This is a genomic window from Candidatus Tumulicola sp. (genome assembly GCA_035601835.1).
In the GTDB taxonomy this organism is placed as follows: domain Bacteria; phylum Vulcanimicrobiota; class Vulcanimicrobiia; order Eremiobacterales; family Eremiobacteraceae; genus DATNNM01.
The window spans coordinates 55361-69950 of record DATNNM010000008.1 but is presented as its reverse complement, the minus strand read 5'-3'; the positions used below and the strand labels follow the sequence as shown (position 1 = coordinate 69950).

Here is a 14590-nt window from a genome sequence, read left to right as displayed (position 1 = left end):
TCACCACGCGCGTAAGATCAGACACTTGAGATAAGCCGACTCCGGAGCATCCAGATCCACCGGATGGTCCGGCGGCTGCGTACGATCTTCAAGGACCTGAAGGCGGCGATGCGCATCGCGCGCCGCGTGCCGGACGATGTCGAGGAAACGCTCGTGCGTCACGGGCCGCGAGCAGGAGCAGGTCACGAGGATGCCGCCTTCGTCCAGCATTTTCATCGCCCGCAAGTTGAGCTCGTTGTAACCGCGCACGGCGTTGTCGAGCGAGGACTTGCCGCGAGCGAACGCGGGCGGATCGAGGATGATCAGTCCAAACCGCTCACCTGCGTCGCTGGCGCTGCGCAGCCAGTCAAAGCAGTTGGCTGCGATGACGTTACCGGCGGGCAGACCGTTGTGCGCCATGTTGCGCTCGGCGAGCTTGCAGGCTTCCTCCGAGATGTCGATGCTCGTGATCTCGCCGGCGCCGCCTAGTCCGGCGTGGACGCTGAAGCCGCCCGAGTACGCGAAGCAATTCAGGACCCGGCGGCCGGCGGCGTATCCTCCGACGGCTTGGCGGTTCAGGCGCTGGTCGAGGAAGAGGCCGGTCTTCTGCCCATGCTTGACGTCGACGAGCAATCGCGCCGGCTCCTCGCTGATGTCGACGAGGTCCGGCGGCTCTTCACCCGCCAGCAACCCGGTGCGCTGCTCGAGGCCTTCGAGTACTCGCTCGGGCATGTCGCTGCGCTCGAAAACGCCCCGCGGTTTGCAGACGTCTTGCAGGGCCGCGACGATGTCATCCTTGGCTCGCTCGACTCCGGCGGTCGAGCACTGCGCTACGAGCCAGCCTGCGTAGCGATCCACCACAAGGCCCGGCAATCCGTCGCCTTCCGCGTTGACCAAACGCCTTGCCGCATCGGGCGGCAGTTGGCCGCGCGTTTCGACCGCCGCGCCGATGCGGCGACGCCAAAACGCGGCGTCGATAGGCTCGTCGTTCCACGAGAGCACGCGCAAGACGATCTTCGAACGCGGGTTGCAATACGCGGTCGCGAAGAAGCGGCCGCGATGGTCGACCACGGTGACCGTGTCCCCCGCCGCCACACCGTCAGGCACGGCTTCGAGTTCGCCGGCGAAGATCCACGGATGCAGCGCCCGCTCCGGGCGCCGCGGTTTCAGACGCGCTGTAGGCCGCAAAGAGTGTCCCCCAGCCGGAGCTGAAGCTCCGGCACTACACAGGTTAGTCCGCTCCTAGTTTCTGGCGGCCGATGCTGTGCGAGCGGCGGATTTTTTCTGGAAGACCACCTCGCCGCGCTGGACATCGGCCACGACGTTATCGCCCGCGACGAAGTCGCCGTTGAGCACACGCAGTGCCAGCGGATCGAGGATCTCTTTTTGCAGCGCGCGCTTCAGCGGGCGCGCCCCGTACACGGGGTCGTAGCCGCGATTGGCGATGTACTCCTTGGCCGCGTCGGTGAGTTCCAGGCCGATGCCGCGCTCGGCCATGCGTTTGCGCAGCCCCTCGAGCTGGATGTCCACGATGCGTTTGATGTCGGCCAGCGACAGATTCCGGAAGATGATGATCTCGTCGATGCGGTTGAGGAATTCCGGCCGGAATTGCTGGCGCACCGCCTCCATGACGCGCTCGCGCATCGCCGCAGGGTCGCCGGCGAGTTCGCTGATGGCCTGCGAGCCGATGTTGCTCGTCATGATGAGCACCGAATTGGTGAAGTTCACGGTGCGGCCTTGACCATCGGTAAGCCGGCCGTCATCGAGGATCTGCAGCATGACGTTGAAGACGTCCTGGTGCGCCTTTTCGATCTCGTCAAACAGGATGACGGAATACGGCCTGCGCCGCACGGCCTCGGTGAGCTGCCCGCCTTCTTCGTAGCCGACGTAGCCGGGCGGCGCGCCGATGAGCCGCGCCACCGCGTGCTTTTCCATGTACTCTGACATGTCGATGCGGATCATCGCGCGCTCGTCGTCGAAAAGGAACTCCGCCAACGCGCGAGCGAGTTCGGTCTTGCCCACGCCGGTCGGCCCGAGGAAGATGAACGAGCCCAGCGGCCGGTTCGGATCCTGCATGCCGGCGCGCGCGCGCCGCACGGCCGCGGATACCGCGCGCACGGCTTCTTCCTGGCCCACCACGCGCTGGTGCAAGCGCTCCTCCATGTGCAGCAGTTTTTGCACCTCACCCTCCAGCATCTTGCTGACCGGGATTCTCGTCCACTTGGATACGACCTCGGCGATGTCGTGCTCGTCGACTTCTTCCTTGAAGAGTTTCGTGCCGGCACCTGGCGACTCCAACCGCCTCTCAGCATCGTCCTTTTGTTTCTCTAGTCTTTTAAGCGTTTCGAATTTCAACTTCGCGATCTCGCCTAGATCCGCGGTGGGATCGTAGCCCTGCTCCGCGCGCTGGATGCGCTGCTTCGTAGCCTCGATCTCTTGTGCTAGCTTGCTGATGCCGCCGATCGCGTTCTTTTCTTCTTCCCAGCGCTGCCTGAGCCGCTTCGTCTCGGCTTCGAGATCCTTGATCTCTTGCTCGATGTCCGCGAGGCGCTTGCGCGAGCCCGCGTCGGTCTCTTTCTTGAGCGCCTCGCGCTCGATCTTGAGCTGATTCGCCCGGCGCTCGACTTCGTCCAACTCCACCGGGCGCGAATCCATCTCCATGCGCAGCTTGCTGGCGGCTTCGTCGACCAAGTCGATGGCCTTGTCCGGCAAGAACCGGTCGGTGATGTAGCGCGCGGACAGCACGGCGGCCGCGACCAGCGCCGAATCTTTGATGCGCACGTGATGGTGCGTCTCGTAGCGCTCGCGCAGGCCGCGCAGAATCGAGATCGTGTCTTCGACCGTCGGCTCGCCAACCATGATCGGCTGGAAGCGCCGCTCCAAGGCCGCGTCCTTTTCGATGTATTTCCTGTATTCGTTGAGCGTGGTCGCGCCGACCGCGTGCAGTTCGCCGCGCGCGAGCATCGGCTTGAGCAGGTTCGAGGCGTCCATCGCCCCTTCAGCGGCGCCGGCGCCGACGACCGTATGCAATTCGTCGATGAAAAGGATGACGTTGCCCTGGCTCTCCGTGACCTCTTTGAGCACCGCTTTGAGGCGATCTTCGAACTCGCCGCGGTACTTCGCGCCGGCGATCAACGCCCCGAGATCGAGCGCGATGATGCGCTTGTTCTTCAGGCCCTCCGGCACGTCGCCGCGGACGATGCGATGGGCCAGGCCCTCGACGATTGCGGTTTTGCCGACGCCGGGCTCGCCGATGAGCACCGGGTTGTTCTTGGTCCTGCGAGAGAGGACTTGGATGACACGGCGGATCTCCTCATCACGCCCGATCACCGGATCGATCTTGTTCTGGCGCGCCAGTTCGGTGAGGTCGCGGCCGTAGCGCTCCAGCGCCTGGTACTTGCCCTCGGGCTCTTGATCCGTGATGCGCTGGCTGCCGCGCACCGGGGCAAGACCAGCGAGGATCTTCTCTCGCGTGGCGCCGACGGCGCGAAGCAGGTCTTTGGCTTCAGACTTGCCGGGCATGTCGGCGATGCTGAGCAACAGGTGCTCGGTCGAGATGTAGTCGTCTTTGAAGTTCTTCGCTTCGGTTTCGGCGCGATCGAGTATGCCGTTGAGCTCTCTGCCCACCCGCGGTTCGGCCCCGCCGTAGACCTTCGCTCGGGCTTTGAGCTTGGCGTCGAGCTGCTTGGCGAGGCTGCCGACGTCAACGCCGACCTGGCGCAGCACGATGGCAGGCGTGCCTTCGGGATCGTCAAGCAGCGCGGCGAGCAGATGTTCGCCGTCGATCTCGCTCGCGTGGTATTCTTGCGCGATGCGCTGCGCCGTCGCGATCGCCTGCTGCGCTTTGGTCGTCAGCCTGTTGAAGTCTGCCATGCCATCATTCCTCAGTTATCCACAGGCTATTCTGTCTCTCTGAGAGGCGACCCCCTTGTCGTTGCCGGCGCGGCGCGTGATATTGTTCTCCGAGCGCCGGGACCGCATCGAACGTTTGCTTTGAAGGCTCACCGCGCAGGGCCATACAACCATGGCGTCACCTTGCGCGCGGCCGGACCAAGGATCCGCTGAAGTGCATAGAGTTTTCGGCGTGAGCGTGCTTCTTTTTATCGCCGCGTCGTCCGTCGCGACCGCGCCGCGCGCTGGGGTGCCCGCGGCAGCGATCGCTCCTCCTTATATCCTCGCCAACCTCCAATCGTTTCACGGCCGCCTCGACTATACGGCGCATCGCATCGGTAACGGGCCCGCCGTCGCGATCTCCGGCGTCGCGATCATCGGCGACGCCGCGTGGACGGTTGATGAACGCGCGCCCGGATACTCGTTCCACGCCGCGGGTGACGGCGCGACCCTCCTTATCGGATCGACCGCGGCGCGCAGCGACGACCCGTTGAACGCCGATCCCTTGGCGAATGCGTGGGCGGTGGCTCTGGCGGAGCTCGCCTCGACGCGCTTGTCGCCGCGGGCCGGCTCGACCACGGTGTGGGCCACGCCCGCCGGAGTCATCTTCTACACCGACGCCGCGCAGAACAGAGTCTTGGGCCTGACCGATCGCATCACGCCCTCCAGCCCTTCGTTCGTGTTCGAAGGCTGGCTGCAGATGTCGGGGGTCCCGCTGCCTCAGCGCATACTGCGCCTGCGCAACGGACTGAGCGACGCGACGTTCGCGGTGGACAGCTATCACGTGACGAGGAGCATCGGGCCCGGAGACGGCGCCGCGTTGGCCGGGCCGGCTTTCGGCTCGCCCTTGCGCCCCGGCGACCGCACGACGCTGTACGCGCTGCGTCCGCTCGGCGAGCCGGTCGATTTCCCATGGCGGCTCGTGCTGAGCGCATTCGGCATGATGCTCCTCGCGATATGCATCGTGGCATGGACGCGGCGCGATGCGCTGGTCTCGCGCTATTGTTTGTGGCTTGCTCACGACCCACGAGAATGGCGCGGCATCGGCAGCTCGATCTTCGTGTCTGCGGATGGTTTGATGTACTTCGACGAATGCGTGTACAAGGTCGGCGCGCAGTTCTACGCGCGCAACGTCTTGGTGCAATGCTCGCCGCTGTTCTTGCGCATCTCGGCGCCGCAGGTCACCAAGGCGGTGATCGTGCCGCGCAAGTTCCGGCCGATGCGCACGGGCAGAGCGCTTGCTCCAAGCCGCGCGAGATCCGCGGGATTCAGCCTGATCGAGGCGCTCATCGCCACCGCGTGCTTCACGACCGTGATCGTCGGCGGCGTGTTCCCGGCGCTCATCGTCGTCGCGCGCTCGAACGCGGTGGCCGCGCAGCACCGGGCTGCGGTTCTTGCTGCGTCAAACGCGCTGACGGACCAAGAGATCGCGTCCGCCTACGGCAGCGTGGTCGACGGCACGGCGACGTCTTCGGTGGACGGCCAAATCGTGACGGTCGACGTGCATCCTTCGGCCACGTCCGGCGCGCATGACATCATCGTCTCGGTCACCGATGTAGGCGGAAACGTGCTCGCTCGCGTGGCCACGACCGTGGGACCCGCAGTGCCCGCGCCCGGCTCCCAAACGCCGCCGGCCGGCGGCGGGTGCGCCGGTGGAGGCAGACCGTGAGGCGCAACCGGCGCGGCATCGCGCTCATCACCGTGTTGCTCGCGACGCTGCTCATCCTCGGCGTGCTCGCGGTCATCGTCAACATCGCCGCGATTCAGCTGCGCCGCAGCACCGAGGAGCTGCGAGCCTTGCAGGCGCAGGCCGGTGCCGACGCGGGCATCGGCTGGGTGCGCGCGCTGCTGGCACGCCGCCAAGGGAACATGGTTTTGACGCTCGGCGATGTCGCCGCTGCGAACAGCACGACGACGCTTTCCATCGACGACACGACGAGCCTGAGCATCACCGTCGCTTTGCAAATCGCCGCGCCCGCGCAGGCCTACGATCATCAAGATCTGGCCCTTCAGCAGAACCCGTACGTGAACGAGGCGCCGCTTCAAGTGACGTCGACGGCGGTCGTCAACGTGTCCGGCGCCGCAGTCGCCGCGCGCAGCACGACGGCGCTCATCCGCGTGTTTGAGCAGGCCGCGCCCTACTCGGAGGTCGTGGGCGCGATCGACAACGCCGGCCCCGTGGGCATCGATAGCCCGGGCGATCCGGCCGGACAGGCAGGCGGCACCCTCGCCACCGACCTGCGCATCCACGCATTCAAACAACTCGGCAGCGACACGCCCGTGCCGGACGACGTCTTCAACGATCAGACGTGGTCGGACGGCAATTCCGTCCATCCGGGCCCGCTGCCATGATCACGCGACGCGCCCTCACGCTTTTGGAGGTGCTGGTCGTCGCCGCGATCATCGGACTCGCTGCGTCGCTTGCCGTCGTGCCCGCGTATCTCGATTACTCCCGGGCCCGCGCCGCATCCGACGCTGCGACGACCTTAGCGCAAGATCTTTCCCTGATCGAGCGCGCCGCGCAGAATGCCGGGCCCAACGTCGGCGGCACGCTGGAGATCATCTCCGCGGACCCGCTGGTCTACGAATGCCGCTACGGCCGGCCCAACGAGATCGATCCTAATTCGATGCTTGGCGACTTGATCGTGCGGCGTTCTTTCGACCACGTGGCGCTGGCCCAGGGCGTGATCTCCTCCACCACGCCGCTGCTGTTCGCAAGCAACGGCAGCGCGCAATTCGTCCAAGCCGGGGAGTGGTCCGACCAGCACCAGACGATCGAGCTGACACTCGTGGCTTCGGGCGACTCATCGCGCGCTGCGCGAGTGGACGTGAACCTCTTCACCGGGGCGATTGCTCAGCCTTAAGCGGCAGCGTGAAAAGTGAATCCGGGGCTAAAGCCCCGGCACTACACCGAGCCTCGCTCGGGTCGCTACATCCAAGAGATTCCGGGGCTAAAGCCCCGGCACTACATAGGAATCCCGTTTTAGTGGAAGTCGCGCGAGGAGAGGCCGTCGGCGAGGCTGTCGAGGTCCAGTTTCCAGAAGCGGCGCGCCAAGACGTTGACGACGCCGTTCTCCTTTTGCAGCGCGCCTTCCACGATCACCGCCGGTTCGTCGCGCGCGACTGGACGGTAACGCTGGTAGACGTCAGGCCGGATGATGACGTTGATCAGCCCGGTCTCGTCCTCCATGGTGGTGAAGACGAAACCTTTGGCGGTGCCGGGTCGCTGCCGGGTGGTCACCACGCCTGCCACTTTGAGGATCAGCCGATTCGGCAATGCGGGCAGGTCGATCGCCCTGCGGATGCGCTGTTTGTCGAGCTCCTTGCGGAAAAACTGTATGACCTGATAGCGCGCCGATAGACCTAAGCCCCAAAAATCAGCGCTCGCTTCTTCGATCGGCATCATCCGCGGCAATCTGACCTTGGGCTCGTCTATCGGCATGTCGCGCTCGAGCGCACCGATGCGCGGAAGCTCCGCCATGCGCTGCACTTCCCACAGCGACGCGCGGCGCGTGAGCCCGAAGCACGCGAAGGCGTCCACGGCCGCCAGCGATTCCAGGATGTCTTTCGGCAACTGCGTGCGCACGATGAAGTCGCGCAGATCGGCGTATGGCGCTTGCACGCGTTGCGTTTCCAGCAGCTCTTTGTGCTTCGCGCCGATGCCGCGCACCTGGGAGAGACCGATGCGCAGCGCGGTGGCATGCTGACCGCCCTCGATATGCTCCGTCGTGCACGCGTAGTGCGAGCGGTTGACGTCGGGCGGCAACACCATCACGTCGTGGCGGCGCGCGTCCGCGACCAGCGTCGAAGGCGAATAGAACCCCATCGGCTGCGCGTTGAGCAGCGAGGCGCAGAACTCCGGCGCGTAGTACGCCCGCAGATAGCCCGAGACGTACACGATGAGCGCGAACGAGGCGGCGTGCGACTCGGGGAACCCGAAGTCGGCGAACGCGTTGAGCATCTGGAACAAGCGCTCGCCGGTCGCTTCGTCGATACCGTTTTTCTTCAGCCCCTCGACCAGCGCCGCGTGCAAGCGCGCCATTTTCTCGTGCGAGCGCTTGTGACCCATGGCGCGGCGCAGTTCATCCGCCTGCCCCGGCGTGAATCCGGCTGCCTCGACCGCCATGCGCATGCCTTGTTCTTGGAACAGCGGCACGCCCAGCGTCCGCTCGAGCACCGGCTTGAGCGACGGATGCGGATAGGTCACCGGTTCGAGCCCCTTGCGCCGGCGCAGATACGGATGGACCATGTCGCCCTGGATCGGCCCCGGCCGGATGATCGCCACCTCGATCGCGATGTCGTAGAAGTTGCGCGGCCTCAGGCGCGGCAAGGTCGCCATCTGCGCGCGCGACTCCACTTGGAATAGGCCCACCGTGTCGGCCTCGCACAGCATGTCGTACACTTTGGGATCGTCGCAGGCGCGCAGATCGGTCAGATCCACCTTCACGCCGCGCACGCGCTCGATCTCCTTGATGCACAGCTCGATGGCGTCGAGCATGCCTAGGCCTAAGATGTCGATCTTGATGAGCCCGAGCGTGGCGCTGTCGTCTTTGTCCCAACACAAGATCGTGCGATCCGGCATGGCGGCCTGCTCGAGCGGCGCCACTTCGATGAGCGGCGAACGCGTGATGACCATGCCGCCGACGTGCTGGCTCAAATGGCGCGGGAAATCGTCGATGCGCCGGCACAGCTCGTAGAGGCGGCGCGCGGCGTTGCTCGTGAGATCGACTTTGAGCGCTTGCGGCAGCACCTCAAACGCCTCTGCGACCTCAGCGGCAGAAAGCGGTGTTGGTTCGCCATGCGCGGAGACGCGCATGGCGACGTCGCGCGGCACGCCTTGCGCCTGCGCTACCTCGGCGGCTTCTGCTTCCACCCGCGTCGCCGAGTGCGAATCCAGGGCCTTAGCAAGCGCGTCCACCTGATCGAGCGACAAGCCGATCGCTTTGCCCACGTCGCGCACGGCCGAGCGCGCGCGATAGCATATGACCTCCGCCACCATGGCGGCGTGCTCGCGCCCGTAGCGCTGGTAGATGTACTGGATGATGGACTCGCGCTGATCGCCGGATGGGCAGTCCAAATCGATGTCGGGCAGCTCCTCGCGCTCCTCGGACAAAAAGCGTTCGAAGAGCAGTTTCAAGCCGACCGGATCCACGCTCGTGATGTTGAGCGCGTAGCACACCGCGGAGTTGGCCGCCGAGCCGCGCCCCTGCACGAGGATCTTGCGCTCCATCGCAAAGCGCACGATGTCCCAAACGATGAGGAAGTAGCCCGCCAGATCCAGTTTTTCGATCACCGCCAGCTCGTGCGCGATCTGCTTGCTGACCTCGGGCGTCACCGGCCGGTAGCGGCGGCGCACGCCTTCTTGCACCAGCGCGTAGAGATAGGAGAACGGCGTCTCGCCGGGAGGCAGTTGGAAGTCGGGAAACTCGTTGCGCAGCCGTTCGAGGCGGAACGCGCAGCGCTCGGCGATGGCGACGCTGCCGGTCACGGCGCGTGGATGCTCGCGAAAAAGCCTGTGCATCTCCGCCGGCGAGCGCAAGAAGTACTCGCCGTTGGGGCGCAGGCGCGTGCCGGCATCGTCGAGCGTGGTCTTCAAACGCACGCAGGTCAGCACGTCGGCGAGTTCGCGATGCTCGGGCAGCGCGTAATGCACGCCCCCGGTGGCGACGAGCCCGCAATCCAAGGTGCGTGCGACTTCAGCCAGCGCGCGGATGCGCGGACCGTCCTCGGGCAGCAAGTGGCGCTGCAATTCGATCCAGAAATTCCCCCAGCCGAAGATGTCGCGCATGCGCGACGCGCGTTCGCAGGCGTCGCGGAAGTCGCCGCGCGCGAGGGCTTGGGGTATCGCTCCCTTCTCACAGCCCGAAAGCGCGATGAGCCCCTTCGACGTATGGGCCAGCGTCTCGTATGCGGTATGCGGTTTGCCGCGCTCGTGATCCAGATGAGCACGGCTGATCAGGCGCGAGAGATTGGCGTAGCCCTGTTTGTTCTCGGCGAGCAGGATGAGGTGGCTTTCATCTTCCAGCGTGAGCTCGGTCCCGATGATGGCGGCAACGCCGCTGTCGCGTGCCGTCTGCGCGAAACGCACCGCGCCATAGAGCCCGTCGCGATCGGTGATGGCGATGCCGCGCAGCCCCAAAGCCTTGGCGCGTTCGATCAGCTCTTCCGGATGCGAACCGCCGTCCAGCAGCGAGAAGTTGGAATGGCAATGGAGCTCAGCGTATTCTTGCATACAGTCAATCAAAAACGCCTTGCAGATACCAGTTGCCGTCGCGCGCGTCTTGAAAGACGAGCAGCAGCGCGCCGGCGGGGTCGGTCATCTGATAGTAATCGCGCTCGATCGGCCGTTCCCACCAGCTTTCGCTCAAGCGGAAAGGACCCGCGCACCACGCCTGTTGCTCCGGCGCAGTCATGGGCTTGGGAGGATCGACGAGCCGCAGCGCCGGCGCCCACGGCTTGTTTTCCGGGGCTAAAGCCCCGGCACTACATTTCAGTTGAGTTAAATCCTGTGGCGAGGCGATCGGCGTCGCTTGCTGCATGCGCTCGGGCAAGCGCGAACGCGCCGGCGTCGGCGTCAACATCACGATGTCTTGCGGATCCAGCGCGGCGCGTAAACGCGCCAGCGTGGCTGCCAACGCGGCGCGGCGCGATGACGCAGAGCCGTCGAAGAGCGAGAGCTGCGGCGGCGCTTGACCGCAAGGCGCAGCGCGGACCGTTATCACCGCGATCGACTCCAGCATCTCGCGCGACTCCAGCGCGATGCGGGCTAGATGGAAGATGTTCTCCGCCGACGACGTCGGTTCGGCCAAGATCACAGGGATGAGGGTATCAGCATTGAGCACGATCTCGACGCGATCGCAGGTCTGCGCTCGGCCTGCGAGCCGCGCGGCGACGTTTGCTATGCAGCCGCGCAGCGCGAACAGGACCGGCTCTACGTTGTCCACCGCCTCATCGAACGCAAAGCGATCTTCATGCACCACCGTCTCATGGCGAGGCTGTAATGGTTCGTCATCGCCCCCACGCGCTAGCTTCGCATAACCACGCGCGCGCTCGCCGAAACGCAGCGACAGCGGGCCGGTCGGCAGCGCCGCGATCTGCCCGAGCGTGCGCAGTCCGAGCAGATCGAATCGATCGCCATCGCCCGGCGCCAGCGGCAAGAGCCCCACAGGCAGCGGCGCCAAAAACGCGGCACTGCCGCCCGCCGGTACGATGCTGACCCCGCCGCCCGCCACGAGCGCCGCGCACTTCGCCGTGAATTTGTCGTCGGCGATCGCCGCCGCACATGTGAACCCCAGCGCCGCGACAAGCGCAAGCGCCCTGCCCAGCGCCTGCGTCTCGCCGGCGGGCAGTTGCGTCGCGTCGAAATAGCACATTCCCGGCGCTGCGCCCTCGACGTCGGGACCACATGTCTCCAATGCATCCAGCACCTCGCGCATCGCGCCCAGCTCCGCCGCGCAGTCGCGCGCCAATACCACGAGACCGAGGCATGCCGCACGCGCTTGTTTGGGCGTCATGCCTATGTTCACGCCGGCGGCATCGCGGCTGGTCCCGACGATCTCGCGGCGCAAATCGCCTTGCGCGATCGCCAGCGGTCTACCGGCCAGCGCCGGGCGCGCGCGCAAGCACACCTCCACGGAAAAGCGCAGTATGACCAGGCACGCGATGCGACGGGGTTTCATAAATGTAGCGTTCCGAGCGCTAGCTCGGATGTTACGTAGGTGCCGGCGACGTCGGGGATCGCGGCTTCGAACGACACGCTGCGTCCCGGTGACGTCGAGCGCGCTTTCGCAACGTCGATCGTCGCGACGCAACCCTGGAGTCTGCGGCCGCCGTCACTGCCGTCCTGCCAAAGCGGCGCAAGGCCGTGTGCGCGCAAGCGCAGCGATGCGAACGATGCCAGCGCCGCGTTGCTGCCGCCGGAGATCACCAGCAGCACCGTGCCGGTCTTCTCCGCTTGTGCCACGAGGCGCGCGCAATGATGCGTCTGGAGGACATGCGGCCAGTCACCGCAATCAAGCGCGACCACGCCGCATGCGCCGCCGCGCACCAGCGCATCCACGGCGCGCCGCGCCGCCGCCTCGTCGCGCGGGCGCACCACGATGATCCGCCGCAGATCGATGCCTGCGCCCGCCGCGACCGGCGCGAACAAGCTGAGCGCAGGATCGATATACGCCCCGATCCCGCCTTCGCGCGTGCACGCCGCCAGCAGCGCCAGCGCAAGGGTGGTCTTCCCGGAGGAGGACGACCCGAAGATCTCGGTCAGCTGCCCTTTGGGCACACCGCGGGGGCCGAGCAGGGCGTCAAGCGCAGGCATACCCGTCGGGCTGCCTCTTTGCACGGCAGCCCCGGCATGAGCGATAGCGCCATGCCAGCGGCGCTCCACGAGCGCGCGGAGTTCAGCAACGGAAGAAGGCATGGGGGTATAGTATAATCGAACATATGTTCGATAGCAAGCCTGAAAGCTGATGCTATACTCTTAGCCTGCCAAGTCGCAAAATCTCGGGAGGCTGTCTTGAATCTGTATGTCGTTTTGAAGGTGGTCCACGTCGCCGCCGTCGTCATGTTCTTGGGCAACATCACGGTCGGGATCTTGTGGAAAGCGATCGCCGATCAAACGCAGGACGCCAAGATCATCGCGCACACGCTGCGCGGCATCATCCTCGCGGATCGCGTCTTCACCATCCCCGGAGCCGTCTTGATCGTCGCGGCTGGGATCGGGACCGCCTTGATAGGCCACATACCGTTCTTGAGCACGGGTTGGGTCTTATGGCCGATCGTGCTGTTCATCATCGCGGGCATCGCCTTCGGGCCCATCAGCAGACTCCAACGCCGGCTTCTCGCCATCGCGCAGTCGGGCGCCGGCGCCGGCACGGTCGATTGGAACGCATACAAACAGGGTTCGGCGAGTTGGAACGTGTGGGGCATGATCGCGCTCGTGGCTCCGCTCATCGCGCTTGTGATCATGATCGCCAAGCCGATGTTGCCCGCCTTTCATCTGTAGTGCCCGCCATCGTGCAGCTGTGCAGCGGCATACTGCGACGCGGTGACAGCGTGCTGCTGACGCGATGCACCTATGAGGGCGAGCCTGAGCCTTTGTGGACGCTGCCCGGCGGTCGCCAAGAATCCGGCGAAACGAAAGCCGAAACCGTCGTGCGCGAGTTCTTCGAGGAAGCATCGCTGCCCGTCCGCATCGGGCCGCTTGTCTACGTGAGTGAGTCGATCGATGCGGCGCGCGACTTGCACGTCATGAACTGCACCTTTGCGGTCGAAGAGCTTGAGGCGGGCGTCCAGCCGAGGCCGCGTGATTCGCGCGTGGTGACGGCACGCTTTGTGCCCGTCGCGGAGGCGCCCGCGCTGCTGCGCGCCGACGTCTTGCGGATTCCGGTGGCTGCGGCGCTCTCCGGAGATCTGGAGCGGCGCTACTTCTCCTTCCGCGCTGAGGATGTCGTCGAGCCCTTTTTCCGCGGCGCCCCGCGCCCGTACGCAGGCTAGGTGCGTGGGCTACCTCATCGATCCACCCAAGCCCATCGAAGGAGACTTCGTCGCGGTGTTCGCGCAGACGACGATCGCCGACGAGTTGGCTTTCACGTTGCTGCGTGAACACGGCCTTGACGCGAAGCCTTTTCCCCTCATGGGCGACCTTGCGTTCGAGGGCTTTGGCGGCATGCTCGGAGGCAGTTCCCTATTCGGCGGCGAGTCGCTCGTGTGCGTGCCGTCGGCGCAAGCAGACGAAGCGCTCGATATCCTCGAGTTCGATTCCGGCCTGGTGGAAGACGATTCATAGTGCCTGATATCCAAAACGAATTCGCCTGGTCGTGGTCGCGGCATCAGACCTTTTATGAATGCCCGCGCAAGCTGTATTGGCAGCAATACGGCTCATGGGGCGGCTGGCGCTCGGACGCCGCGCGGGAAAGCGCGCTCGCGTACCGGCTCAAGCGGATCCAAACGATCGCGATGCTTGTCGGGGACACTTTCCATGAAGAGTTGAGCGAGATCTTACGGCGCAGACCGGCCGCTCCAGGACCCGTACCTGCCGCCCAGTTGCGCCAGGACATGGAACGCCGTCTGTTGCGGCGCATGCGCGAGTCGCACGATCGCGACTGGGAACGTTTCAGCAACCCAAAAGATTACGCCATCCTTTTCGAAGACTACTACGGCGGCGGCGTGACGACGGAGATGCGCGAGACCGCGCTCGATGACGTGCGCGCGTGCGCCGAAGGCCTCGCGGCGAGCCCGTTCGGCAGGCGCATCTTCAATACGGACCCAAAGCGTTTGAAATTCATCGATCCGCGGGAGTTCGGGCGCAAACGAGTCACCGTCGACGGCCTGTTGGTCTTCGCCGCACCGGATCTGATCGTCGCCGACAGCGACGCCGATCTGCACATCGTCGATTGGAAAACCGGCAAACGCCGCAACAAGGCCAACATGGCGCAATTGGCGGTTTATGGCTTATTCGTCGCCGAGCAGTTCGGCACGCCGATCGAGCGCATCACGGCGCATCTGGTCTACGTGCGCGCCGGCGGCTCCGAAACGTTCGATCGTCTAAGCGACGGCGTCGAAGAAGCGCGGCGCAACATCCAGACCTACGTCACCGACGTGCGCAGCCGGCTCACCGACGTCGAGCGCAACGAGGCGGGCGACATGTCGCAGTTCCCGATGACCACCAATCTCGCGTCGTGCCGCAGCTGCAACTTCCGCGAACTGTGCGGCCGCTAGTGTT

At 65.4% G+C, this 14590-nt stretch carries 12 protein-coding genes; 7 read left to right on the top strand and 5 right to left on the bottom strand.

The genetic code is table 11. From position 1 onward, the window contains the following. Both VN934_03140 and clpB read right to left on the bottom strand, forming a co-directional pair. Positions 1-1167, bottom strand: a complete 1167-nt coding sequence (locus tag VN934_03140; protein ID HXM17786.1) for a class I SAM-dependent rRNA methyltransferase — start codon at positions 1165-1167, stop codon at positions 1-3. A gap of 54 nt (positions 1168-1221) precedes the next feature. Further along, positions 1222-3852, bottom strand: a complete 2631-nt coding sequence (clpB, locus tag VN934_03135) for an ATP-dependent chaperone ClpB (protein ID HXM17785.1) — start codon at positions 3850-3852, stop codon at positions 1222-1224. Between the two features lie 211 nt (positions 3853-4063). On the opposite strand from clpB, the gene VN934_03130 reads away from it, so the two are divergent. From VN934_03130 to VN934_03120, 3 genes are read left to right on the top strand one after another with little or no spacing between them, the layout of a single operon-like run. Next, a complete protein-coding gene (locus tag VN934_03130) occupies positions 4064-5539 on the top strand; it encodes a hypothetical protein (protein HXM17784.1) in 1476 nt (491 codons plus the stop codon). Beyond that, entirely contained in the window at positions 5536-6222 is a 687-nt protein-coding gene (locus VN934_03125) for a hypothetical protein (GenBank protein ID HXM17783.1), read from the top strand. Before VN934_03130 ends, VN934_03125 begins: the two co-directional genes overlap by 4 nt. Further along, a complete protein-coding gene (locus VN934_03120; GenBank protein ID HXM17782.1) occupies positions 6219-6734 on the top strand; it encodes a type II secretion system protein in 516 nt (171 codons plus the stop codon). The genes VN934_03125 and VN934_03120 overlap by 4 nt, the downstream gene beginning before the upstream one ends. Positions 6735-6853: 119 nt before the next feature. On the opposite strand, the gene dnaE is transcribed toward VN934_03120, so the two are convergent. The 3 genes from dnaE to VN934_03105 are packed head-to-tail and all read right to left on the bottom strand — an operon-like array spanning position 6854 to position 12286. Then, positions 6854-10102 carry a DNA polymerase III subunit alpha gene (dnaE, locus tag VN934_03115; protein HXM17781.1) on the bottom strand — a complete coding sequence of 1083 codons (3249 nt, stop codon included), beginning with the start codon at positions 10100-10102 and terminating at the stop codon, positions 6854-6856. 4 nt (positions 10103-10106) lie between these two features. Then, a complete protein-coding gene (locus VN934_03110) occupies positions 10107-11549 on the bottom strand; it encodes a DNA polymerase Y family protein (GenBank protein ID HXM17780.1) in 1443 nt (480 codons plus the stop codon). Beyond that, positions 11546-12286, bottom strand: coding sequence for a hypothetical protein (locus VN934_03105; GenBank protein ID HXM17779.1), 741 nt, complete (start codon positions 12284-12286; stop codon positions 11546-11548). Before VN934_03105 ends, VN934_03110 begins: the two co-directional genes overlap by 4 nt. Positions 12287-12382: 96 nt before the next feature. Between VN934_03105 and VN934_03100 the strand changes: the two genes are divergently transcribed. Genes VN934_03100 through VN934_03085 form a run of 4 tightly spaced genes read left to right on the top strand, consistent with a single transcriptional unit; the run spans position 12383 to position 14586 of the window. Then, positions 12383-12871: a DUF2269 family protein gene (locus VN934_03100; GenBank protein ID HXM17778.1), complete on the top strand. Its 489-nt coding sequence runs from the start codon at positions 12383-12385 to the stop codon at positions 12869-12871. Then, positions 12871-13362, top strand: a complete 492-nt coding sequence (locus tag VN934_03095) for an NUDIX domain-containing protein (protein ID HXM17777.1) — start codon at positions 12871-12873, stop codon at positions 13360-13362. Before VN934_03100 ends, VN934_03095 begins: the two co-directional genes overlap by 1 nt. Before the next feature lie 4 nt (positions 13363-13366). Further along, the gene (locus tag VN934_03090; GenBank protein HXM17776.1) at positions 13367-13654 is read left to right on the top strand and encodes a hypothetical protein; all 288 of its coding nucleotides are present in this window, start codon (positions 13367-13369) and stop codon (positions 13652-13654) included. After that, positions 13654-14586, top strand: coding sequence for a PD-(D/E)XK nuclease family protein (locus VN934_03085; protein ID HXM17775.1), 933 nt, complete (start codon positions 13654-13656; stop codon positions 14584-14586). Before VN934_03090 ends, VN934_03085 begins: the two co-directional genes overlap by 1 nt. Positions 14587-14590: the final 4 nt, after the last annotated feature.

Excerpts from the sequence above, each read along its gene's own strand:
- clpB (HXM17785.1), bottom strand. The coding sequence starts at position 3,852 with ATGGCAGACTTCAACAGGCTGACGACCAAAGCGCAGCAGGCGATCGCG.
- VN934_03120 (HXM17782.1), top strand. The coding sequence starts at position 6,219 with ATGATCACGCGACGCGCCCTCACGCTTTTGGAGGTGCTGGTCGTCGCC.
- dnaE (HXM17781.1), bottom strand. The coding sequence starts at position 10,102 with ATGCAAGAATACGCTGAGCTCCATTGCCATTCCAACTTCTCGCTGCTG.
- VN934_03110 (HXM17780.1), bottom strand. The coding sequence starts at position 11,549 with ATGAAACCCCGTCGCATCGCGTGCCTGGTCATACTGCGCTTTTCCGTG.
- VN934_03105 (HXM17779.1), bottom strand. The coding sequence starts at position 12,286 with ATGCCTTCTTCCGTTGCTGAACTCCGCGCGCTCGTGGAGCGCCGCTGG.